This window comes from Pseudolabrys sp., assembly GCF_050250095.1.
Taxonomy (GTDB): Bacteria; Pseudomonadota; Alphaproteobacteria; order Rhizobiales; family Xanthobacteraceae; genus Pseudolabrys.
This window is the reverse complement of sequence record NZ_JBFWPH010000003.1, coordinates 279,903-297,180: the sequence shown is the minus strand read 5'-3', so window position 1 is coordinate 297,180 and position 17,278 is coordinate 279,903. Positions and strand designations below refer to the sequence as shown.

16 protein-coding genes and 1 tRNA gene are annotated in these 17,278 nt (G+C 64.7%); 4 read left to right on the top strand and 13 right to left on the bottom strand.

Annotated elements, in window-relative coordinates; translation table 11 throughout:
- Positions 1-23 precede the first annotated feature (23 nt).
- Positions 24-776: a response regulator gene (locus AB7F10_RS10860; protein WP_428560673.1), complete on the bottom strand. Its 753-nt coding sequence runs from the start codon at positions 774-776 to the stop codon at positions 24-26.
- Positions 769-2,310, bottom strand: a complete 1,542-nt coding sequence (locus tag AB7F10_RS10855) for a sensor histidine kinase (protein ID WP_428560670.1) — start codon at positions 2,308-2,310, stop codon at positions 769-771. The genes AB7F10_RS10860 and AB7F10_RS10855 overlap by 8 nt, the downstream gene beginning before the upstream one ends.
- A 152-nt stretch (positions 2,311-2,462) precedes the next feature.
- Between AB7F10_RS10855 and AB7F10_RS10850 the strand changes: the two genes are divergently transcribed.
- Positions 2,463-2,552, top strand: a tRNA-Ser gene (locus AB7F10_RS10850).
- Between the two features lie 306 nt (positions 2,553-2,858).
- On the opposite strand, the gene AB7F10_RS10845 is transcribed toward AB7F10_RS10850, so the two are convergent.
- The 6 genes from AB7F10_RS10845 to AB7F10_RS10820 all read right to left on the bottom strand — a co-directional run bounded on the left by AB7F10_RS10845 (position 2,859) and on the right by AB7F10_RS10820 (position 8,388).
- Positions 2,859-3,821, bottom strand: coding sequence for an acetamidase/formamidase family protein (locus tag AB7F10_RS10845; RefSeq protein ID WP_428560667.1), 963 nt, complete (start codon positions 3,819-3,821; stop codon positions 2,859-2,861).
- Between the two features lie 45 nt (positions 3,822-3,866).
- Positions 3,867-4,634, bottom strand: a complete 768-nt coding sequence (locus AB7F10_RS10840) for a queuosine precursor transporter (RefSeq protein ID WP_428560665.1) — start codon at positions 4,632-4,634, stop codon at positions 3,867-3,869.
- Between the two features lie 419 nt (positions 4,635-5,053).
- Entirely contained in the window at positions 5,054-5,617 is a 564-nt protein-coding gene (locus AB7F10_RS10835) for a TIGR00730 family Rossman fold protein (RefSeq protein WP_428560663.1), read from the bottom strand.
- Between the two features lie 57 nt (positions 5,618-5,674).
- Complete coding sequence (locus tag AB7F10_RS10830; RefSeq protein WP_428560661.1) at positions 5,675-6,097, bottom strand: GlcG/HbpS family heme-binding protein; 423 nt, start codon at positions 6,095-6,097, stop codon at positions 5,675-5,677.
- Between the two features lie 19 nt (positions 6,098-6,116).
- Positions 6,117-7,235, bottom strand: a complete 1,119-nt coding sequence (locus tag AB7F10_RS10825) for a ring-opening amidohydrolase (RefSeq protein WP_428560659.1) — start codon at positions 7,233-7,235, stop codon at positions 6,117-6,119.
- A gap of 247 nt (positions 7,236-7,482) precedes the next feature.
- A complete protein-coding gene (locus AB7F10_RS10820) occupies positions 7,483-8,388 on the bottom strand; it encodes a DUF2877 domain-containing protein (RefSeq protein WP_428560657.1) in 906 nt (301 codons plus the stop codon).
- A 191-nt stretch (positions 8,389-8,579) separates the two neighbouring features.
- Here AB7F10_RS10820 and AB7F10_RS10815 point away from each other — a divergent pair, with 191 nt between their 5' ends.
- On the top strand, positions 8,580-9,338 hold the full coding sequence (locus AB7F10_RS10815) for an FCD domain-containing protein (protein WP_428560655.1): 759 nt from the start codon (positions 8,580-8,582) through the stop codon (positions 9,336-9,338).
- 59 nt (positions 9,339-9,397) lie between these two features.
- On the opposite strand, the gene fdrA is transcribed toward AB7F10_RS10815, so the two are convergent.
- The 4 genes from fdrA to AB7F10_RS10795 all read right to left on the bottom strand — a co-directional run bounded on the left by fdrA (position 9,398) and on the right by AB7F10_RS10795 (position 13,360).
- Positions 9,398-10,903, bottom strand: a complete 1,506-nt coding sequence (gene fdrA, locus AB7F10_RS10810; protein WP_428560653.1) for an acyl-CoA synthetase FdrA — start codon at positions 10,901-10,903, stop codon at positions 9,398-9,400.
- 2 nt (positions 10,904-10,905) lie between these two features.
- The gene (locus tag AB7F10_RS10805; RefSeq protein ID WP_428560650.1) at positions 10,906-12,165 is read right to left on the bottom strand and encodes a DUF1116 domain-containing protein; all 1,260 of its coding nucleotides are present in this window, start codon (positions 12,163-12,165) and stop codon (positions 10,906-10,908) included.
- Position 12,166: 1 nt separating this feature from the next.
- Positions 12,167-12,337: a hypothetical protein gene (locus AB7F10_RS10800; RefSeq protein ID WP_428560647.1), complete on the bottom strand. Its 171-nt coding sequence runs from the start codon at positions 12,335-12,337 to the stop codon at positions 12,167-12,169.
- Positions 12,338-12,400: 63 nt separating this feature from the next.
- Complete coding sequence (locus tag AB7F10_RS10795) at positions 12,401-13,360, bottom strand: carbamate kinase (protein WP_428560645.1); 960 nt, start codon at positions 13,358-13,360, stop codon at positions 12,401-12,403.
- Positions 13,361-13,599: 239 nt separating this feature from the next.
- Between AB7F10_RS10795 and AB7F10_RS10790 the strand changes: the two genes are divergently transcribed.
- Positions 13,600-14,838 carry a DUF1116 domain-containing protein gene (locus AB7F10_RS10790; protein ID WP_428560643.1) on the top strand — a complete coding sequence of 413 codons (1,239 nt, stop codon included), beginning with the start codon at positions 13,600-13,602 and terminating at the stop codon, positions 14,836-14,838.
- A 90-nt stretch (positions 14,839-14,928) separates the two neighbouring features.
- On the opposite strand, the gene AB7F10_RS10785 is transcribed toward AB7F10_RS10790, so the two are convergent.
- Positions 14,929-15,741 carry an IclR family transcriptional regulator gene (locus tag AB7F10_RS10785; RefSeq protein WP_428560641.1) on the bottom strand — a complete coding sequence of 271 codons (813 nt, stop codon included), beginning with the start codon at positions 15,739-15,741 and terminating at the stop codon, positions 14,929-14,931.
- 176 nt (positions 15,742-15,917) lie between these two features.
- Here AB7F10_RS10785 and glyA point away from each other — a divergent pair, with 176 nt between their 5' ends.
- Positions 15,918-17,261 carry a serine hydroxymethyltransferase gene (glyA, locus tag AB7F10_RS10780; protein WP_428560639.1) on the top strand — a complete coding sequence of 448 codons (1,344 nt, stop codon included), beginning with the start codon at positions 15,918-15,920 and terminating at the stop codon, positions 17,259-17,261.
- Positions 17,262-17,278: the final 17 nt, after the last annotated feature.

The following is a 17,278-nucleotide window of genomic DNA, read 5'->3' as shown; positions in this document are numbered from 1 at the left end:
GGCCGCGGGTGCCGTCAAAACGGCTAATTCGCTGATTTAACAGCGCTTTCCGCCGTTGTGGCTGTTGCATTATCGGGTTCGCTGCCCGATTGGGCGAGGCGGTAGCCGACCCCCAGCTCGGTCAGCAGGATGCGCGGGATGTTGGGATCGGGTTCGATCTTCTGGCGCAGCTTGCGCACGAAAATCCGCAGGTAGTGGGTGTCGTGGACGTGGATCGAGCCCCAGACCTCCTTGAGAAGGTGCTGGTGAGTGACGACATTGCCGGCGTGCTGCGCCAGCACCTGAAGCAGCCGATATTCCTTCGGCGTCAGCGTCAGCCGTTCGTCGTTGAGTGTGACCGAACGGGTCGCGAGATTGATCGCCAGGGGACCGACCTTGACGACCGGCTCGCCGCTCGCGGCGCGCATCTGCCGGCGCATCGCGACGCGCACGCGCGCCATCAATTCGGCCATGCCGAACGGCTTGACGATGTAGTCGTCCGCGCCGAGTTCCAGCAGCTTGACCTTTTCCGACTCATTGGAGCGCACCGACAGCACGATGATCGGCACGCTCGACCACGACCGGATGCGTTCGACGATCTCGGAGCCGTCGATGTCCGGCAACGCCAGATCGGTGATGACGAGATCGATCGGCTGCAGCGTCGCGAGGCGGATCGCCTCGGTGCCGGTTCCGGCTTCATGCACGGAATAGCCGTTCAGCTCGAAGCCCGTGCGCAGGAAGCGCCGGATCTGAACTTCGTCGTCGACGATCAGCACCACGGTTCCAGGGTTACTCATCGGAGTCATTGTCCACGTTTGTCATGGCGGCTTCCGCCACCGGAAGTTCGATTGTGATTGCCGAGCCGAGGTCGGGTCCGTCGCTGTTGGTGATCAGCCGGCCGCCATTGGCGTCGACGAAAGCGTTCGCGATCCACAGGCCGAGGCCGGAGCCGCTCGTCGTCGCAACATGGCGCTCGCCGCGGAAAAAGCGATCGAGCATCGATGTCTTGTCGGATTCGGTCAGCCCGGCGCCGTTGTCGTTGACCGTGATCGAAATCTGTTTGCCGAGATTCTTCACCGCGACATCGATCGGCGCGCCGGGCGAAGAATATTTCGCGGCGTTGTCGAAGACCTGCACGAGCGCCTGCTTCACCAGCACCGGATCGACGTGCAGAAGCGGCAGGTCGGGCGGTACATTGAGCGATACCGGATGTCCTTCGAGCCGGCGGCGGCAGCGGTCGAGTGCGGAGTTGATAATGTCGCCCGGATCGGCCCATTCCGCCTTGGGATTGATGCCGTCGCTGCTGATACGGCTCGCATCGAGCAGGTTCTGAATGTCGTGATTGAGCCGTTCGGCCTCGTCGTGCACGTCGGTGACAAGGGCCTTGAGCTTGCCTTCGCCGGCCAGCGCCGGGGCGGAGCCGAGCACGGTCGCAGCGCCCATGATCGAGGCAAGCGGCGTGCGCAGTTCGTGCGAGACCGATCCGATCAACGCCTCGCGCAACTGGTCGGTCTGCGCCCGCATGCGCGCTTCGCTGATCGCATGGGCGACGCCGAGTCGTTCCAGTGTCGCGGTTGCGTCCGCCAGCGCGGTTTCGACGCGAACCCGCAATTCGTTGATGACGTTGTCGTGTTCGCGGCCGAGATTGACGGCGACGATGCCGAATTCGGGACTCTTCGGCGACACGGCGCGGACGAGCCATGTTTCCTTCTGTCCGGTCTTGACCAGCGCGCTTCCGGTGGAGGTTTGCGGATTGGCTGCGATCTCGACGACCTTGGCGCGCACTTTTTCGGGGATCGCTGTGCCGCCGCGGCGGCCTCTGCCGCTCGCGGCTTCCTGCGCGTTGGCAAGCAGGATCACCCTGCGTTCGGTAACCGATGCGAGATGATCTTCGATCGCGGCGTGAATTTCCGGAACGCCGAAGGCGACTGCGAGACGGCGCGAGAACGCGTAGAGATCGCGAACGTCGATCTCGCGCTGCCGGGAAATCTCGATCTGACGCTTGAGCTGCGACGACAGGTGGCTGGTCACCACCGCCACGAAAATATAGAGCAGCGAGCGAATGATGCTTTGCGGTTCGCTCATCGAGAAGCTGTAGAGCGGGTAGATAAAGAAGTAGGCGGAGATGGCGATACCGCCGGCCGCCGCGGCAAGCGCCGGGATGAGGCCCCAGCGCGATCCTGCGACCAGCACCGGGATGATGAACAGCATCGAGCTTTGGAGCGGGTAGCCGATCTCTCGCAGAATCCGCATGACGGCGGCGACGCCGACGACCATCAGCATCGCGTAGGCGATGCCGATCAGGTTGGACTGGAGACGCTCGAGGGTCATCGAATGCACATTGCGGGTCCGTCCCCACGACGGATCCCTAGCGAACCTGCCGCGGCAGAATAGCGCGCCGGACCCTTGTTTGTCTCCGGGGCCTTGGTTAGAAATCGGACCGATTAACCACTGTGACTTGCGGGTTTCCCCCGCGGCACCCCGGAGAGGTGGCAGAGTGGTTGAATGCACCGCACTCGAAATGCGGCATACGGGCAACCGTATCGGGGGTTCGAATCCCTCCCTCTCCGCCAATTAAAAGCCCCGCCAAACAGGCGGGGTTTTTAGTTGGCGGGATGGGATATCGAACCCCCGATCCTTTGCGCGCGGCGGCGTGTGTCGCACGCCGCCTCGCGCCAGTACGGCCCTGCTGCGCAGGGCCTTTTGGGTTCGAATCCCTCCCTCTCCGCCAACTAAAAGCCCGCCAAATTGGCGGGGCTTTTAGTTGGCCGGTACCGGCTGGCCGGCCGCCACAATTGGGCCCGGCGGCGGCCGCTCCGGGCTTCCTCATTAATATGCCGGATGGCGGCAAGGGGGTGTGGGGTGCCGCCCGTAAGCGGCTAGCGTCGCACCGGGGCGAGGTAAGTCTTTTCCAGCATCAGGTGGACGCCCTTGTTGGCGTTCACCACCTGGGTGATCCGCAGGTCGCCCACAAGGCTCAGCAGCGAATAGGCCTGGTAGCGATCCATCCCCGTGCGTTCGCAAACAAGGTCGATCATCTGACGAAGCGCGGTGACGACGCAGTTGTCGAGGTCGGGATCGAACGCCATCGTGATCACATGCGTCGGCGTTTCGGCGCGCGGCCACTGCAGCGTGAGGTCGTCGCGCACCGTGAGGCGGAACGTGCCGACGAGGCCGGTTTCGACCGCGGTCAGGCAGACTTCGCCGTCGCCCTGCGCGCCGTGTCCGTCCCCGACCGAGAACAATGCGCCGTCGGTGAAAATCGGTAGATACAGCGTCGCCCCTTCGACGAGTTCCTTGTTGTCGATATTGCCGCCGTTGCGGCGCGGCGGCACCGTCGGCAGCGCTCCCCATTCGAGCGCCGGCGCGACGGCCATGATGCCGAAGAACGGCCGCAGCGGCACTTCAGGGCCCCACGGCAGTTTCCACATCCTGCGCTGGCGATCGAGCGTGAGATGGACCACGCGCGCCTCGGCGAAGTCCGCCGGCAAGGCGCCGGTCAGCGGGCGGATCTGATTATAGGCCCAGTCGTAATAGGGGTCGATTTTTTCGATATCGACTTGCAGCACTTGGCCCGCCTTGGCGCCGCGCACCGCGACGGGCCCGGTGCACATGTGGCCGAAGAAGCGCTGCGGGCCGTTCTTGGCATGGATCGCGGGAAGGGCGGACGGCACTTCCATCGGCGGCGGCGGCAGCAGGTCGGCCGAGCCCGACACCGTCGAGATGGTGACCCGCTCGCCGCTGTCGATCGTCAGGACCGGAGAAAGGCGCGCGTCGAAATAGCCCCAATGCACGGTGTCTGCGCCGGCATCCAAACGTGCAACTTCCGAGGCCTTGTTCATTCGCACACCTTTCCGCCGGTCCGACGCTCGGCGGTCCTTCGCTGATTATCGCTGTTCGACCGGCACTTCCTTCGCGCCGACATTGAGGATTCCGCGATCCTTCAGCGAGCGCAGCCCATACAGGAAGCCAAGCTCGAAGAACGAGTCGATGAATTTGAACAGGATCTGAACGAGGACCATGTTCAGCAGCACGCCGAAGCTCATTACGCCGGCGAACGCCATCAGGACGAACAGGATCGAGTTCACGGTCATCGACACGATGTTGGCGGAGAGCGCGCGCAGCCACATCATGCGCTCGCCGGTGAGATTGCGCACCGCGTCGTAGACGTAGACCATCACCAGGCCGGTGATCCACGTCGCGATGATGCTCGCGATCGCAATGCGCGGCACGATGGCGTTGAGGCTGACGAAGTTCGCGTGGTTCTGCTCGAACTTCGGCGGGTAGGGCAGCAGGAACAGGAAGGCGAGCAGCGCCGCCGTGATGATGCGGCACACGAGCTGCGCGTTCACCGACGTGCGCGAAACCTTCAGGCCGTAGAACTCGCTCAGGTAGTTCTGGCCGAGCTCCAGCGTCGGATAAACCAGCGATCCGGCGATGGTGATGAAGGTTACGCCGCCGATCACCAGTCCGACGAACTGTGCCGAGGTGAACGAAATGAAGACCTGAAACGCGCCTTGAATCGCGACGATCCAGAGCACGGCATGCTGCCGGCCGAAGATCTCGGCGACGATGATGCCGATGCCGACAGCGGCGAAGCTGACGAAGATCGTCGCAACAATCCAGAAAAGACCAGCCCAGTCAGCGAAAATCATGACTTCCCCCTTGTGTGAATCGCGCTGCCGGCAGCGCCGGCGGCGAGGACTTCGCGCCGGATTGGAATTCGCGGCAGGCCGTCCCGATCGGGAGGGTCGATATGGCCGCTACGTTCCGCACCAGCAGGCGCTTCGTTTCGCGGGACGGCATTGCTCGGCATCGACCGGTCTGCGCCGGCCTTGCGCTGAGACGCGCTCCGCGATCTCCCGGGGCAAACCGTAGTCCGGGGAAAATCCCTGTCAATAATAATTTCGAAAAAAAATGATATCACTGATAATATTACAAAAGGCGGTTTTACAGAGATTTACGGAATTTCCGGGCGAGCCGGCGGTTGTCCTGCCCGATCTTTGGGCAGTTTCGGCAGGCTACCTGGATTAGGCGTCGGCGCCTTGCGGCGTGGCAGGGGTTGGCCTGGCCGTCACATCCACTTGGAAACGGTGATCGGCGTGAAGCTGCCGAAACGATCCAGCAGGGCGTCCGGCCCGGCTTCGACGATCAGCATGTCCTTCTGCTGCGGCGGCAGGAAGCCGCGCGCGATCATCGAGTCGATGAAAGCAAGTATGCCATCGAAGAAGCCGTCGACGTTGTAGAGGCCGAGCGGCTTCTTGTGGCCGTCGAACTGGGCGTCGACCCACATGTCGAACAGTTCCTCGATCGTGCCGATGCCGCCCGGCATGGCGATGAAGGCATCTGCGACCTCGGCCATGCGGACCTTGCGCACCGCGCGGTCCGCCACCACGTCGGCCACGGTCAATTTTGGATGCTGCTGGCCCTTCTCGACCAGATTGCGGGGAATGACGCCGTGGATTTCGCCGCCGGCATCGAGCGCCGCATCGGCGACGACTTTCATCAGGCCTTTATTGGTCCCGCCGAAAACGAGGACGTTGCCTCTTGCGGCAAGAGCGCGGCCGAGTTCGACCGCGCTCTCGCGATAGATGTCCGATTTGCCGAAGTTCGATCCGCAGAAGACGGCGACGCGCATGGACGAAATCCTAGCGGCGGACGTATCGCCGCGCCATCCTTCTCCGCGGCGGCAAGGTCAGTCGAAGGTCTGCGCGCCGGCGATTGCCGCGACGCCGACCTTGGCGACTTCGAGATCCTCTTCGCCGGTCTGCGAACCGACGCCGACGCCGCCGATGGTCACGCCGTCGACGATGATTGGCAGACCGCCTTTCAGGTTGACGAGCTTGCCGGACGTTGCGTGGGCAAGGCGGAATTCGAGGTCGCCCTGGATGCCGCCGGTCGGTCCGCGGCTCGAGGCGGCTGTCGCGGCCTTGCGGATCGAGGACTCGATGCTCAGCACCTTGCCGCCGTCCATCCGCGTGAAGGCGAGCAGGTTGCCACCTTCGTCGACGACGGCGATGCATTGCGGCTTGCCCATCGCGGTCGCCTTGGCGACCGCCGCATCGATGATCTTCTTCGCCCCGGCCGAGGTCAGCCGCAGATGCTTTTCAACGTCCATGTTCCGGCTCCAATTTCGGTCAGTCTTTCGCTTCGGCGACAACGCAGATCAGGTTGGCGCCCGGAGGACCCTGATGTTCCGCGCCGGCCGAAGCCAGGAAGAGGGTGTCGCCCACGACCGACCCGACGACGGCATGCGCCACCGCCTTGGCCTGGATGCCGCTGAACGGCGCGAGGAAGTCGGAATGCAGTACATGACGGCGGCCGCGGACGTTGGTGACGTAGTCCGCGCCGGCATTGACGAGCACGGCGGCGACGCGTTTGCGGTCGCCCTCCGCGAGAATGCCGTTCTTCAACTCCAGTCCGGCCGCGGCGAAAGCCTGGCGTGCGCCCTCGACGTCGAGTTGGTCGCGCATCATGCCGTGCGCGGCAACCAGGCGGCCCGGCACGCCGTCGGCATTGCCGATCACCATGACGCGGGAGGCGACCTGCTCGCCGCCGGCCGAGGTGGAGGCGATCGACGAGAAATAATTCTTCTCGACGTTGATCATGCCGTCCTTGAGCTTGTCGCGCGGAACCTCACCGGTCGCGACCGCGACGCCGAGCGCGCAGGCGCCCTTGGCGAGCGAGGACGCGACGGCCGGATTGCCGGCGACCACCTTCTGACCGCGGCTTTCGGCGTCGGCTTGCCGCGCCGGCGTCATCGCCGGGCATTTCACTTCGACGCAATGGATCTGCGACGGGTCGGTAATGCCCGCGTCGGCCATCGCCTTCTTCACGGTTTCGGCGACGAGATCGACCTGGACCATCGTGCCGTATTCCTCGGGCTTCAGTTCGCGCGTGCTGGCGACGCCGATGGCGAGGCGCTTGCCCTTCGCCGCCGGCGCCGACGACGGCTGCTTGATGAACAGGTAGATGTGCGGCGACATGATGCCGCCGACGCCGCCGATCATCATCATCGGAATCTTGTCGAACACCTGCTTGCGGGTGATGCCGAGCCGTTCCGAGAGCAGAACCTCCATCGCCAGCGTCGCGTAGCCGCGCGCATAGGCGTCGCCTTCGGTCTGCGCCATGATCGCGACGACATGCGCCGGGTCGACTTCATTCTTGTCGAACAGCGCAGCGACCTGCGATACGTCGCCGGGCGAGGCCATCGGCACGCAAATGACTCGGGATTCCAGATTCCGATTGTCGGGCATATGTTTTTTTCTCCGCGTGGGCCGGCGCCGGGGCGCAACCGCCGTGCGATCGCATGCGACAGAGGTGCGCGCCGCCGGCAACCGGGCGCTCCGGGGGAGCGCCTCATCGAGGCCCGATAATCAACGTTTGTTCGGCGGAGTCAATATATTTCGAAATTCTGGCAAAGATCGAAAGAATGGTCAGAATCGCTGGCGCATGGCCTCATGGGCGCTTTTTGTCGCGCGCGGAAAAGCTGCGGCATCGCGATCACTTTGCCGCGATCCCGGCGGACACCGCATCCGCGGCAAGAGCCGCGCCGGCCAGGGTGTCCCAGCCCGAAGAATGCCCGATTTTCGCAACGCGCTGCAGAGCGCCGGCAAGGCCGTCGCCACCGGCGCCGATGGACGATACGGCGTCCCACAGCGGCGCGGTCAAGCGGCCGCCGGAGGCGGCGCGCAGATGCGCATTGCTGATGATGCTAGTGCCGGTAGCTGCCGCCGGAAGCACGACGGCGGCAAGCTGCGCCGCGGCGTCGGCATGACCGAAGAAATTCAGGCCGGCCATCAGCCCGCCTAGCATGTCGTCGCCGGACGGCGTCAGACCGGGCCCGAGGCCGACAAGCTGCGACACAATGGCCGAGAGTCTGTCGCCATGCCGGTCGAACGTGAACAGCATGGTTCGCAGTTCGCGGATGGCCGGATAGATGCCGAGCGCATCGTCCGGGGCTTCGGCGGCATTGGTCAGGATCGGCGCGATCAGCGGGCCGATACCGCCGGGACTGTGGCTTTGCAATTCTCCCGCAAGCGCCGACAAACCCCGGCGAACGGCGGCCGGATCGATCCGGCCGGGACGTACTGGCTGCCAAGGCTCCGCGCTCGAACAGTCGAAGCTGCAAAGCGATCCGATCGTCAGCAGCGACGAGCGACAACTTGCTTCGGCGCCGGCGGACAGCCGGTCGGACCACGGAAATTCGCCGCCGCGCGCGTAAAGCAGATTGAGCGGCCCGGACTCGAGTTCGGCCGGGCCGACGCAGACGAGATCCTCGCCGAATTTGACGTAGAAGCTGCGGCGGAAGACGGCGAGAACCACGCCGTTCCGGTCGTGGGTCAGCACGTCTGTTGCGATCGTGCCGATGGACGTCGTCGGAATGGCGGGCTGAAGCGACGTTTTCACGCAGCGGTTCCGGATTGGCGGGCCTTCCGGCGGCCGGTTTCGGCCCGGCCCGGGTCCAGGGTGCAGCCGTCGAAAGATTTCGTTGTTTGGAAAAAAATCGAATTCATTGCCGCATGTGGCCGATCTGTTGTATCCGTTGATATCGGCGGCAGGTCTTCGCCGGAGCGAAGAATTATATCATCATAGCAATCATGGCTCGGGCGACCTCCAACGCTGCTGAAGTTGAGCCGTTTTACGACACGGCGGACCGGCCCGCGCGTACGCTCGCCATCGAGGTTTTCGAGAAGCTGCGGGCGGACATCCTGAGTTCGCAGTTGCCGCCGGGCAAGAAGTTGCGCTTCGAGGAACTGCGGAAAGCCTATGGCGTCGGCCTCAGCCCGCTGCGCGAGGCGCTGTCGCGGCTTGCCGAGAATCGGCTGGTGGTGGCGACCGGACAGCGCGGCTTCCGCGTGCCAAGCGTGTCGGTGCAGGACTTCATGGACATCGCCATGGTCCGCAAGGAGATCGAGGACTTCGCGCTGCGCCTCTCGATCAAGAATGGCGACGACGCGTGGGAAGCGCGCGTGGTGGCCGCGCATTACAAGATGAATTTGCTGGCCAAGACCGGCAAGGAACACGGCGAGGATGTGTGGGAGCGCCGTCATCGCGAGTTCCACTACACGCTGGTATCGTGCTGCAATTCGCCCTGCCTGCTGCACCTGCACGGGTTGCTCAACGACCTGTTCGATCGCTATCGCCGCCGCGCCTTGCCGACCCATCTGTGGAGCGCGGCGCGAACGTTGATGCATCAGCGCATCGTCGATGCGGCGCTTGCCCGCGACGCGGATGCTGCGGCGAACCTGCTCGCCGATCACATCGACCAGGCGACCAAGCTGGTGGTCGATAATTTTCAGACCGCCGACCGGCGGCGCAAGCCGCAGAAGGTTCGCGCGAAGAAGCCGCGCCGGTAAGATTTCAAGCCGCTTTTGCCGGATCGCGGGCGGCGCTGCCGTCCGCCGAAAGGCCGCGCTTATTGCGCGGCCTTCAGGAGTTCGATCGCCAGTTCCGCAGCATGGGCGTTCGACGGCGCGACGATGACGCCCGCGGCTCGCAGCGCTTCCACCTGGCGGCTGTAGCCCTGCGGATCGGTCTCGGTGCCGCACACCGACGCGACGATGGCCGCGAGCCTCGCGTCCTGCGGCGGCAGCTGCGCGACCAACTCGCCGGCCGGATCGGCATGCGCGCCGTGGCCGATCACCACGTCGACGAGGATCACGGCGGTCTGACGGTCGTCCAGCGTCTTCTTCAGCATGTCGTTGCGCAGCGACGGGTCGATCATCGGGTGCGGGCGGCCGACCGTGTACTCGTCGTCGCCGAGGTCGAGCAGCGCATGCGCCCGCGGCGCCTCGGCCGGTTTCTTGACGCCGGTGATCGGCACGTTCGATGAAACCTCGAGGCCGGCGCGGCGCAGCACGACCTGAGCCTCGGCGCACATCGTGCCGCCGCTGAACAGCCCCTTGATGCGGTTGCGGCCGGGCGCGATGCGCTTGGCGGTCGCCGCGACGTCGGGACGCTTGCCGTCCCAGTCGATTCGCGCCTTCGGCAGGCACGCTGCTGCCGCCGACCGCAGGTCCGGAACGAGCTGGGCGTTGGCCGGGACGTCGGCGCTGTCCATCCCGAGGAAGCAGAGCGTGAAATGCTTCTTGCTCTTCGCGATGCGCTGGAGAATGCGGTCCGCCACCGCTTTTGCCGGCGGTTTCGAAATGATGACGATTTGCTTGGTGGCGCTGTCGCGGTCGAGCGCGTCGAGCGCCATCAGCGTCATGATGCCGCCGACGGCCTCCTTGAGATCACGACCGCCGACGCCGATCGCGTGCGAGACGCCGCTCTTGTAACGGGCAATCAGCGTCGAGACTTCCTGCAGGCCGGTGCCGGAGGCGGCGATGATACCGATTTCGCCGCGCGGGACTTCGTTGGCGAAAGCGAGCGGCACGCCGCCGATGATCGCCGTGCCGCAGTCCGGTCCCATCAGCAGCAGGCCGCGCTCGCGCGCCTCGTTCTTGAGCGCGACCTCGTTCTCGATCGGAACGTTGTCGCTGAACATCATGACGTGCAGACCCTTGCCGAGCGCGCGGCGGGCTTCCGCCGTCGCAAACTCGCCGGGAACCGAAATCAGCACGACGTTGGCGCCGGGCAGTTGCTGCATCGCCGTATCGATGGTCTTCGGATTGTATTTCTGCGCTTCTCCTTCAACCGTCGCCGGCTTGTTGAGCAGCGTCGTTGCCTCGGCGATGGCCGCTTCGGCATTCGCCGCGGTGTCGGCGCGAACGGCGAGGATCAGGTCGTTCGGGCCGGCCTGGCCGCCGTCTGCGTCAAGAAGCCCCGCGTCTTCCATCAGACGCTTGTTCGTCGTGGAGCCGATCATCAGCGCCGCGGCATCGACGCCGGAGAGGGCGGTCACCGCGCGCGAGATGCGCATGAGCGCCACGGAATCCATGTAAAACCCGCGGCGGACTTGGTTCTTGAGGACGGTCATTGTTACGCGGCTCCATAAAGTTCAGCGAAGGCCGTCAGCGCTTCCTCGAAGCAGGCCAGCGGCGGATGAACGACGCCCGCACCGATCTGGCCCTTGCCGGGCCGGCGATTGGTGATGGCGGTGTTGATGACCGGCAATGTGTCGGTCGCCAGCACCTTGCGAATGTCGATGGCGGTCGGAACGCCCATCATGTCGAGCGTCGGAAGCCGCCATTCGGGGTTGGGGCCGATGGTGATTTCCGTCATCCGTCGCGTATACGCGATCGCGTCCGCCATCGAGCCGGCGCCGAGGAATCCGACGACGGCGGGGGAAGCGGCCATCGCGAATCCGCCGAGGCCGACGGTTTCGGTAATGCAGGAGTCGCCGATGTCGGGATTGGCGTCGGCCTCGGTGAAGCCGGCAAACAACAGGCCGCGCGCGTGCTGCGCCGGCCCGGTGAACCAGCGATCGCCGGTCGAGCTGACGCGGATGCCGAAATCGGTGCCGTTGCGCGCCATCGTCGTGACGACGGTGGAATAGGGGATGCCGTGCGCGGGCGCGGCGATGGCCTTCGCTGCCGCCATCACGACGTTCAGGAAGAACATGTCGTTGCCGGAGATGAATTTCAGGATACGCGCAAGATCGGGTGCGTTGGTCTCGGCGAGGTCGCCGGCGAGCTCGCGCAGGATCAGGCCGCAGCACGCGGCGTTGCGCATGTGCATCTCGTCCCCCATCGTCAGCCCGCGGGCGATCACGTTTTTCAGCGGAATACCGCCGCGATTGCGCACCGCCTTGCCGAGCGCGGGACCGGCGACCTTGCTCATCCACTGCAGGCGCTCGATCACCTCGCGGTCGTTGCCGCCGAAGCGCATCACGTTGCCGAGGCCCTCGTTGACCGTGCAGTAGGACTTGATGCCGAAGACACGGTTTTCGACCACGAGCACCGCCATGTTCGGCGTGGTGATGCCGGTCATCGGTCCGACACCGCCGAAATGATGGTTCGGCTGGAAATTCACCTTGCCTGCGGCGGCCAGCGCGTTGGCCTGCTCGATGTCGGGCGCCCAGCCCTCGAACACGATCGCGCCGGCGACGGCGCCCTGCATCGGGCCGCACATGCGATCCCAGGTGATCGGCGGACCGGCGTGCAGGATCGTGCGTTCGGGAAAGTTCGGAATGACCTGCGATGCGGACTGGACGTCGACCAGCGCCGGGTCGCCGGCGAGCATGCGCCGGTGCGCTTCGCGATTGGCTTCGTCGATGCGGTCGGCGAGGGAGGCCGTCATTTCAGCTTCCCATTTTGGCGAGCAGCGCGGCGATCTTCGGGTTCTTTACGGCCGGCGGCGACCATTCCACATGAACCACCGGGGTCTTGCGCGCCTCGAGGTCGCGCGCGAATTCGCGCAGGCCGACATTGATGACGCGGATTTCCGCCTGAAGGAGCTTGTCGATTTCCATTTCAACCTCACGAATAGGAAGCCATTGCGGCCTGCCTGACATCACTACGAAACGTCGCGCGCCTTACGGGTCGGCGACGATATGGGTGCCGGTCTTGCCTTCCATCACCGGCACGGCGTCTTCGAGACGGCCGATCATGACGCGCTTGCCGCCGCCCTCGATGAACTGCATCGCGGCGTCGATCTTGGGACCCATGCTGCCGGGTGGAAAGTGACCCTCGTCATGGAGCTTGCGAATATCCTTCAACGTCACCCGGTCGAGCGCCTGCTGGTTCGGCTTGCCGAAATTGATCGCGACGCGCGGCACCGCGGTCAGGATCATCAGATCCTCGATGCCGAGCACGTTCGCCATTAGCGCGGAGGTGCGGTCCTTGTCGATGACGGCTTCGATGCCGTGGCGCTGCTTCATGGGGCCACGCACCACCGGTACGCCGCCGCCGCCGCCCGCGATGACGACCGCGCCACTCGCCGCGAGCGTGCGCACCAGTGAAATGTCAACGATGTGCTTGGGCTGCGGGGACGGCACGACATGCCGCCAGCCGCGGCCGGAATCCTCGCGCATCAGCCAGCCCAGTTCGTCCTGAAGGGCGCGGGCTTCTTCCTCGGTATAGAAGTAACCGATCGGCTTCGACGGATTGGCGAAAGCCGGGTCGTTCGGGTCGACCTCGACCTGGGTGAGCATGCAGACGACGTGGCGCGGGTTTGCCTTGGCGCGCAGCGCGTTTTCCAACGCCTGCATCAGCAGATAGGCGATGCCGCCCTGGCTGTGGGCGACGCAGATATCGAGCGACATCGGCTCGACCCGATGCCGGGCGAGCGATTGCCGCATCAGGATCTTGCCGACCACCGGGCCGTTGCCATGGGTGAGGATGAGTTCGTTGTTGAGCTCCATCACCGGCAGCAGCGACTGGCCGAGCTGCGCGGCGACGTCGGCCTGTTCGGTCGGCGTTCCCCGGATTCCTTCCGGGTGCGTGGCGTTGCCGCCGATGGCGATCACGAGCCTCTTGGGAATTCCTGCGGACACGTCCGTCTCCCCTCGCAAGACAGTCGATCATCCGTGGCGGGGCCACGGAAGTCGAATATTACTGATTTTGCGGGTGGTGACAAATAATTTCGAAAAAAATGATTATCTCACCTTTATTGATTTGTGTCCCAAGCTCACCTATCGTCGTCCGGAATTCACAGAAGTATCGTGCCAAACATGACTTCTTCGCCGGCTTGTGCGTTTGTGCCGGCGTCCCGGCGATGCAAAAGGAACGTGCGATGGAAGCGATCGAAAAGGCGAATGCAGAGGCCCTGCGGCGGATCTTCGCGGCGGAGACCGTCCTGGTCGACGTGAAGCCGGCGGGAGAGGTCATTCCCGGCCTGAAAAAAGGGATGATCCTGCATGCCGGCCCGCCGATCACCTGGGACCGGATGTGCGGCCCGATGCGCGGCGCGGTGTGCGGCATCGCCGTGTTCGAGGGCCTCGCGCCTGATCTCGCGGTGGCCGAAACGGCTGCTGCTGCCGGAAAATTCGCCTTCCATCCCAATCATCACTTCGGCGCCGTCGGCCCGATGACCGGAATGGTGACGCCGACGCAGCCGGTGCTGATCGTCGAGAATAAGGCCTTCGGCAATCGCGCGTTCTGCACCATCAATGAAGGTCTCGGAAAGGTGTTGCGGTTCGGCGGCAACGACAAGGAAGTGCTCGACCGCCTGCGCTGGACCGCAACCGTGCTCGGGCCGGCCTTGTCCGCTGCGCTGCAGCGCGCCGGCGGCATCCCGCTCAAGAACATCATCGCGCGCGGCCTCTCGATGGGCGATGAAATGCACCAGCGCAACATCGCCTGCTCTGCGCTGTTCATGCGCGAGATCGCGCCCGCGCTCGGCCAGTGGCTCGACGAGAAGCTGACCGGCGTTCTGAAATTCGTCGGGCAGAACGACCAGTTCTTCCTCAACATCGCGATGGCGATGGCGAAGTCGATCATGGACCCGGTCCGCGATATCCCGAATTCGACCATCGTGACGGCGATGTGCCGCAACGGCACCGACTTCGGCATTCAGGTGAGCGCGACAGGATCGGAATGGTTCACCGCGCCGGTGGAAATGCCGGTTGGCATGTATTTTCCCGGCTATTCGGAAAAGGATGCGAATCCCGACATGGGCGACTCGGCCATCGTCGAAACGATCGGCCTTGGCGGCTGCGCGATGGCGACGTCGCCTGCGGTCGCCGGCTTCGTCGGCGCCGGCAAGGCGAGCGAGGCGGCGCAATACACGATGGCGATGTACGAGATCACCGCGGGGCGCAGCCCCGACTGGACGATGCCGAACCTCGATTACGCGGGGCTTCCGACCGGCATCGACATCCGCAAGGTGCTGCAGACCGGCATCACGCCCTACATCAACACCGGGATTGCGCACCGGCTGCCCGGCGTCGGCCAGGTCGGTGCCGGTATCGCGCGCGCGCCGCTCGCCTGTTTCGAGAAGGCGCTGGAGCGCGTGGCCGAGGTGCTGACCTGACCGTTCGGCTTCACCGGGGAGGGTGCGACATGCGCTCTCCCGGCGAGTTCTTTCCCGTCGCGTGCGCGAAAGCGCGCGACGTGGAAATCGTCAGCCCTCCGGCCGGCTTCCGCCGATCAACTCGGTGATCTCGGCAGCGGCGCGCTTCACCATCGGGCCAAGCTCGCCGAGTCTTTCTTCGCTCATCCGCACGGTCGGTCCGGAAATCGAAATCGCGCCGACCGCCTCGCCGTGCTCGTTGAAGATCGCGGCGCCGACGCAGCGCAGCCCGTCAGACTGCTCCTCGTCGTCGACCGCCCAGCCGCGCGCCCGCGCCGCCGCCAGATCCTTGAGCAGTGCGTCGGGGTCGATGATCGTCTTCTTCGTGAGCTTCTGCATGCCGGCGCGATGCAGGCGCTGCGCCACGCCGTCCTCCGTCTGCGTCGCCATCATCGCCTTGCCGAGGCTCGATGCGTGCAGCGGGCCGCGCGCGCCAGGACGATGAAAGGCGCGGATCGCCTGATGGCTCTCGACCTGCGAGACGAAGACGACGAAGCCATCGTTCTCGATCGCCATGCTGACGGTTTCACCGCTCGCTTCCATGAGCTGGCGCATGACGCGCCGGCCGACAATCGCCATCTTGCGGTTCCGCAAAAACGCACTGCCGATGCGGAAGGCCTGTGCGCCGACGAAATAGCGGTGCGTGTCGTCGCATTGCACGAAGCCGCTCGCCTTCAGCGTGCTGAGAATCCGGTGCGCGGTGGAGGCGGCGATGCCGGCGCGCTGGGCGATCGTCGTCAGTGACAGCCCGTCACCCTCTGCGATCAGCGCCATGAGGTTGAGGCCGCGCTCGAGCGCCTGCACCGAGCCGCCCATCTGGGCTGTGCTCGAGGCCTCGCTTGTTGTCCGGGGTCGTCCGACCATCAAAACCTCTTCCGATTCGAATGGAATTCTAATATTCGCCCATTCGATTACGAGCGTCACTATAATATATTGTTTTATAAGGTATTTTTTCAACATGCGAGTATCTTGAAAAATAGAAACGATTTCCATTTTCAGGAAAAACGTGTTGGCATACATTATTCCAGAGAGGGCGAGCCATGCAGAACACGTCACGACTGCAAGTCGGCAAAGACGGAACGGGGAGCGGGGCCAAGGGTGGGGCGCCGGATTTCTTCGCGGCCGAGCTGGCGCAGGCGGACCCGGTTCTCGCCGCCAGCCTCACGCGCGAGCTCGACCGCCAGCGCAATGAGATCGAGCTGATCGCGTCGGAGAACATTGTCAGCACCGCGGTGCTGAACGCCGCCGGCTCCGTGCTCACCAACAAATACGCCGAAGGCTATCCCGGCCGCCGCTATTACGGCGGCTGCCAATATGTCGACGAAGTCGAGGCGCTCGCGATTGCGCGCGCGACCGAACTGTTCGGTTGCGCTTACGCCAACGTTCAGCCGAGTTCCGGCAGCCAGGCCAACCAGGCCGTGCTGCTCGCGCTGACCAAGCCGGGCGACACCATCCTCGGCATGGCGCTATCGGCCGGCGGGCATCTCACCCACGGCGCGGCGCCCAACCTGTCGGGCAAATGGTTCCGCGCGATCTCCTACGGCGTGCGCGCCGGCGACAATCTCATCGACATGAACGAGGTTGCGAATCGCGCCCGCGAATTCCTGCCGAGAGTGATCATCGCGGGTGGCTCCGCCTATCCGCGCGAAATCGATTTCGCTGCGTTCCGCGCCATCGCCGACGAGGTCGGCGCTTACCTTATGGTCGACATGGCGCATTTCGCGGGTCTCGTCGCCGGCGGCGTCTATCCGTCGCCGCTGCCACACGCCCATGTGGTGACGACGACGACCCACAAGACGCTGCGCGGTCCGCGCGGCGGCATGATCCTGACCAACGACGGCGAGATTGCAAAGAAGATCGATTCGGCCGTCTTCCCCGGCCTGCAGGGCGGGCCGCTGATGCATGTCATCGCCGCGAAGGCCGCCGCATTCGGCGAAGCCTTGCGGCCGGAATTCAGGGATTACGCGCGCGCCGTGGTCGAGAACTGCAAGGTACTCGGCACCGTTCTGAAGGAGGCGGGCTTTGCGATCGTCACCGGCGGCACCGACAGCCATCTGATCCTGGTCGATCTGCGGCCGAAAAATCTGACCGGCGCCGCGGCGGAAAAGAGCCTCGGCCGCGCGCACATCACCTGCAACAAGAACGGCGTGCCGTTCGATACCGCGAAGCCGACGGTGACCTCGGGTCTGCGGCTCGGCACCGCAGCCGGCACCACGCGCGGCTTCGGCGTGACGGAATTCCGCGCCATCGGCCACATGATCGTGGCCGTGCTCGACGATCTCGCCGCGCGCGGCGAGGTCCACAATGCGTCGGTCGAGCAATGGGTGAAGGCGCAGGCCATCGCGCTGTGCGAACGGTTTCCGATCTACCCCGCTCACAACTGATTTTCACGTCTCAACCG

Excerpts from the sequence above, each read along its gene's own strand:
- AB7F10_RS10860 (WP_428560673.1), bottom strand. The coding sequence starts at position 776 with ATGAGTAACCCTGGAACCGTGGTGCTGATCGTCGACGACGAAGTTCAG.
- AB7F10_RS10855 (WP_428560670.1), bottom strand. The coding sequence starts at position 2,310 with ATGACCCTCGAGCGTCTCCAGTCCAACCTGATCGGCATCGCCTACGCG.
- AB7F10_RS10845 (WP_428560667.1), bottom strand. The coding sequence starts at position 3,821 with ATGAACAAGGCCTCGGAAGTTGCACGTTTGGATGCCGGCGCAGACACC.
- AB7F10_RS10840 (WP_428560665.1), bottom strand. The coding sequence starts at position 4,634 with ATGATTTTCGCTGACTGGGCTGGTCTTTTCTGGATTGTTGCGACGATC.
- AB7F10_RS10835 (WP_428560663.1), bottom strand. The coding sequence starts at position 5,617 with ATGCGCGTCGCCGTCTTCTGCGGATCGAACTTCGGCAAATCGGACATC.
- AB7F10_RS10830 (WP_428560661.1), bottom strand. The coding sequence starts at position 6,097 with ATGGACGTTGAAAAGCATCTGCGGCTGACCTCGGCCGGGGCGAAGAAG.
- AB7F10_RS10825 (WP_428560659.1), bottom strand. The coding sequence starts at position 7,235 with ATGCCCGACAATCGGAATCTGGAATCCCGAGTCATTTGCGTGCCGATG.
- AB7F10_RS10815 (WP_428560655.1), top strand. The coding sequence starts at position 8,580 with ATGGCTCGGGCGACCTCCAACGCTGCTGAAGTTGAGCCGTTTTACGAC.
- fdrA (WP_428560653.1), bottom strand. The coding sequence starts at position 10,903 with ATGACCGTCCTCAAGAACCAAGTCCGCCGCGGGTTTTACATGGATTCC.
- AB7F10_RS10805 (WP_428560650.1), bottom strand. The coding sequence starts at position 12,165 with ATGACGGCCTCCCTCGCCGACCGCATCGACGAAGCCAATCGCGAAGCG.
- AB7F10_RS10800 (WP_428560647.1), bottom strand. The coding sequence starts at position 12,337 with ATGGAAATCGACAAGCTCCTTCAGGCGGAAATCCGCGTCATCAATGTC.
- AB7F10_RS10790 (WP_428560643.1), top strand. The coding sequence starts at position 13,600 with ATGGAAGCGATCGAAAAGGCGAATGCAGAGGCCCTGCGGCGGATCTTC.
- AB7F10_RS10785 (WP_428560641.1), bottom strand. The coding sequence starts at position 15,741 with ATGGTCGGACGACCCCGGACAACAAGCGAGGCCTCGAGCACAGCCCAG.
- glyA (WP_428560639.1), top strand. The coding sequence starts at position 15,918 with ATGCAGAACACGTCACGACTGCAAGTCGGCAAAGACGGAACGGGGAGC.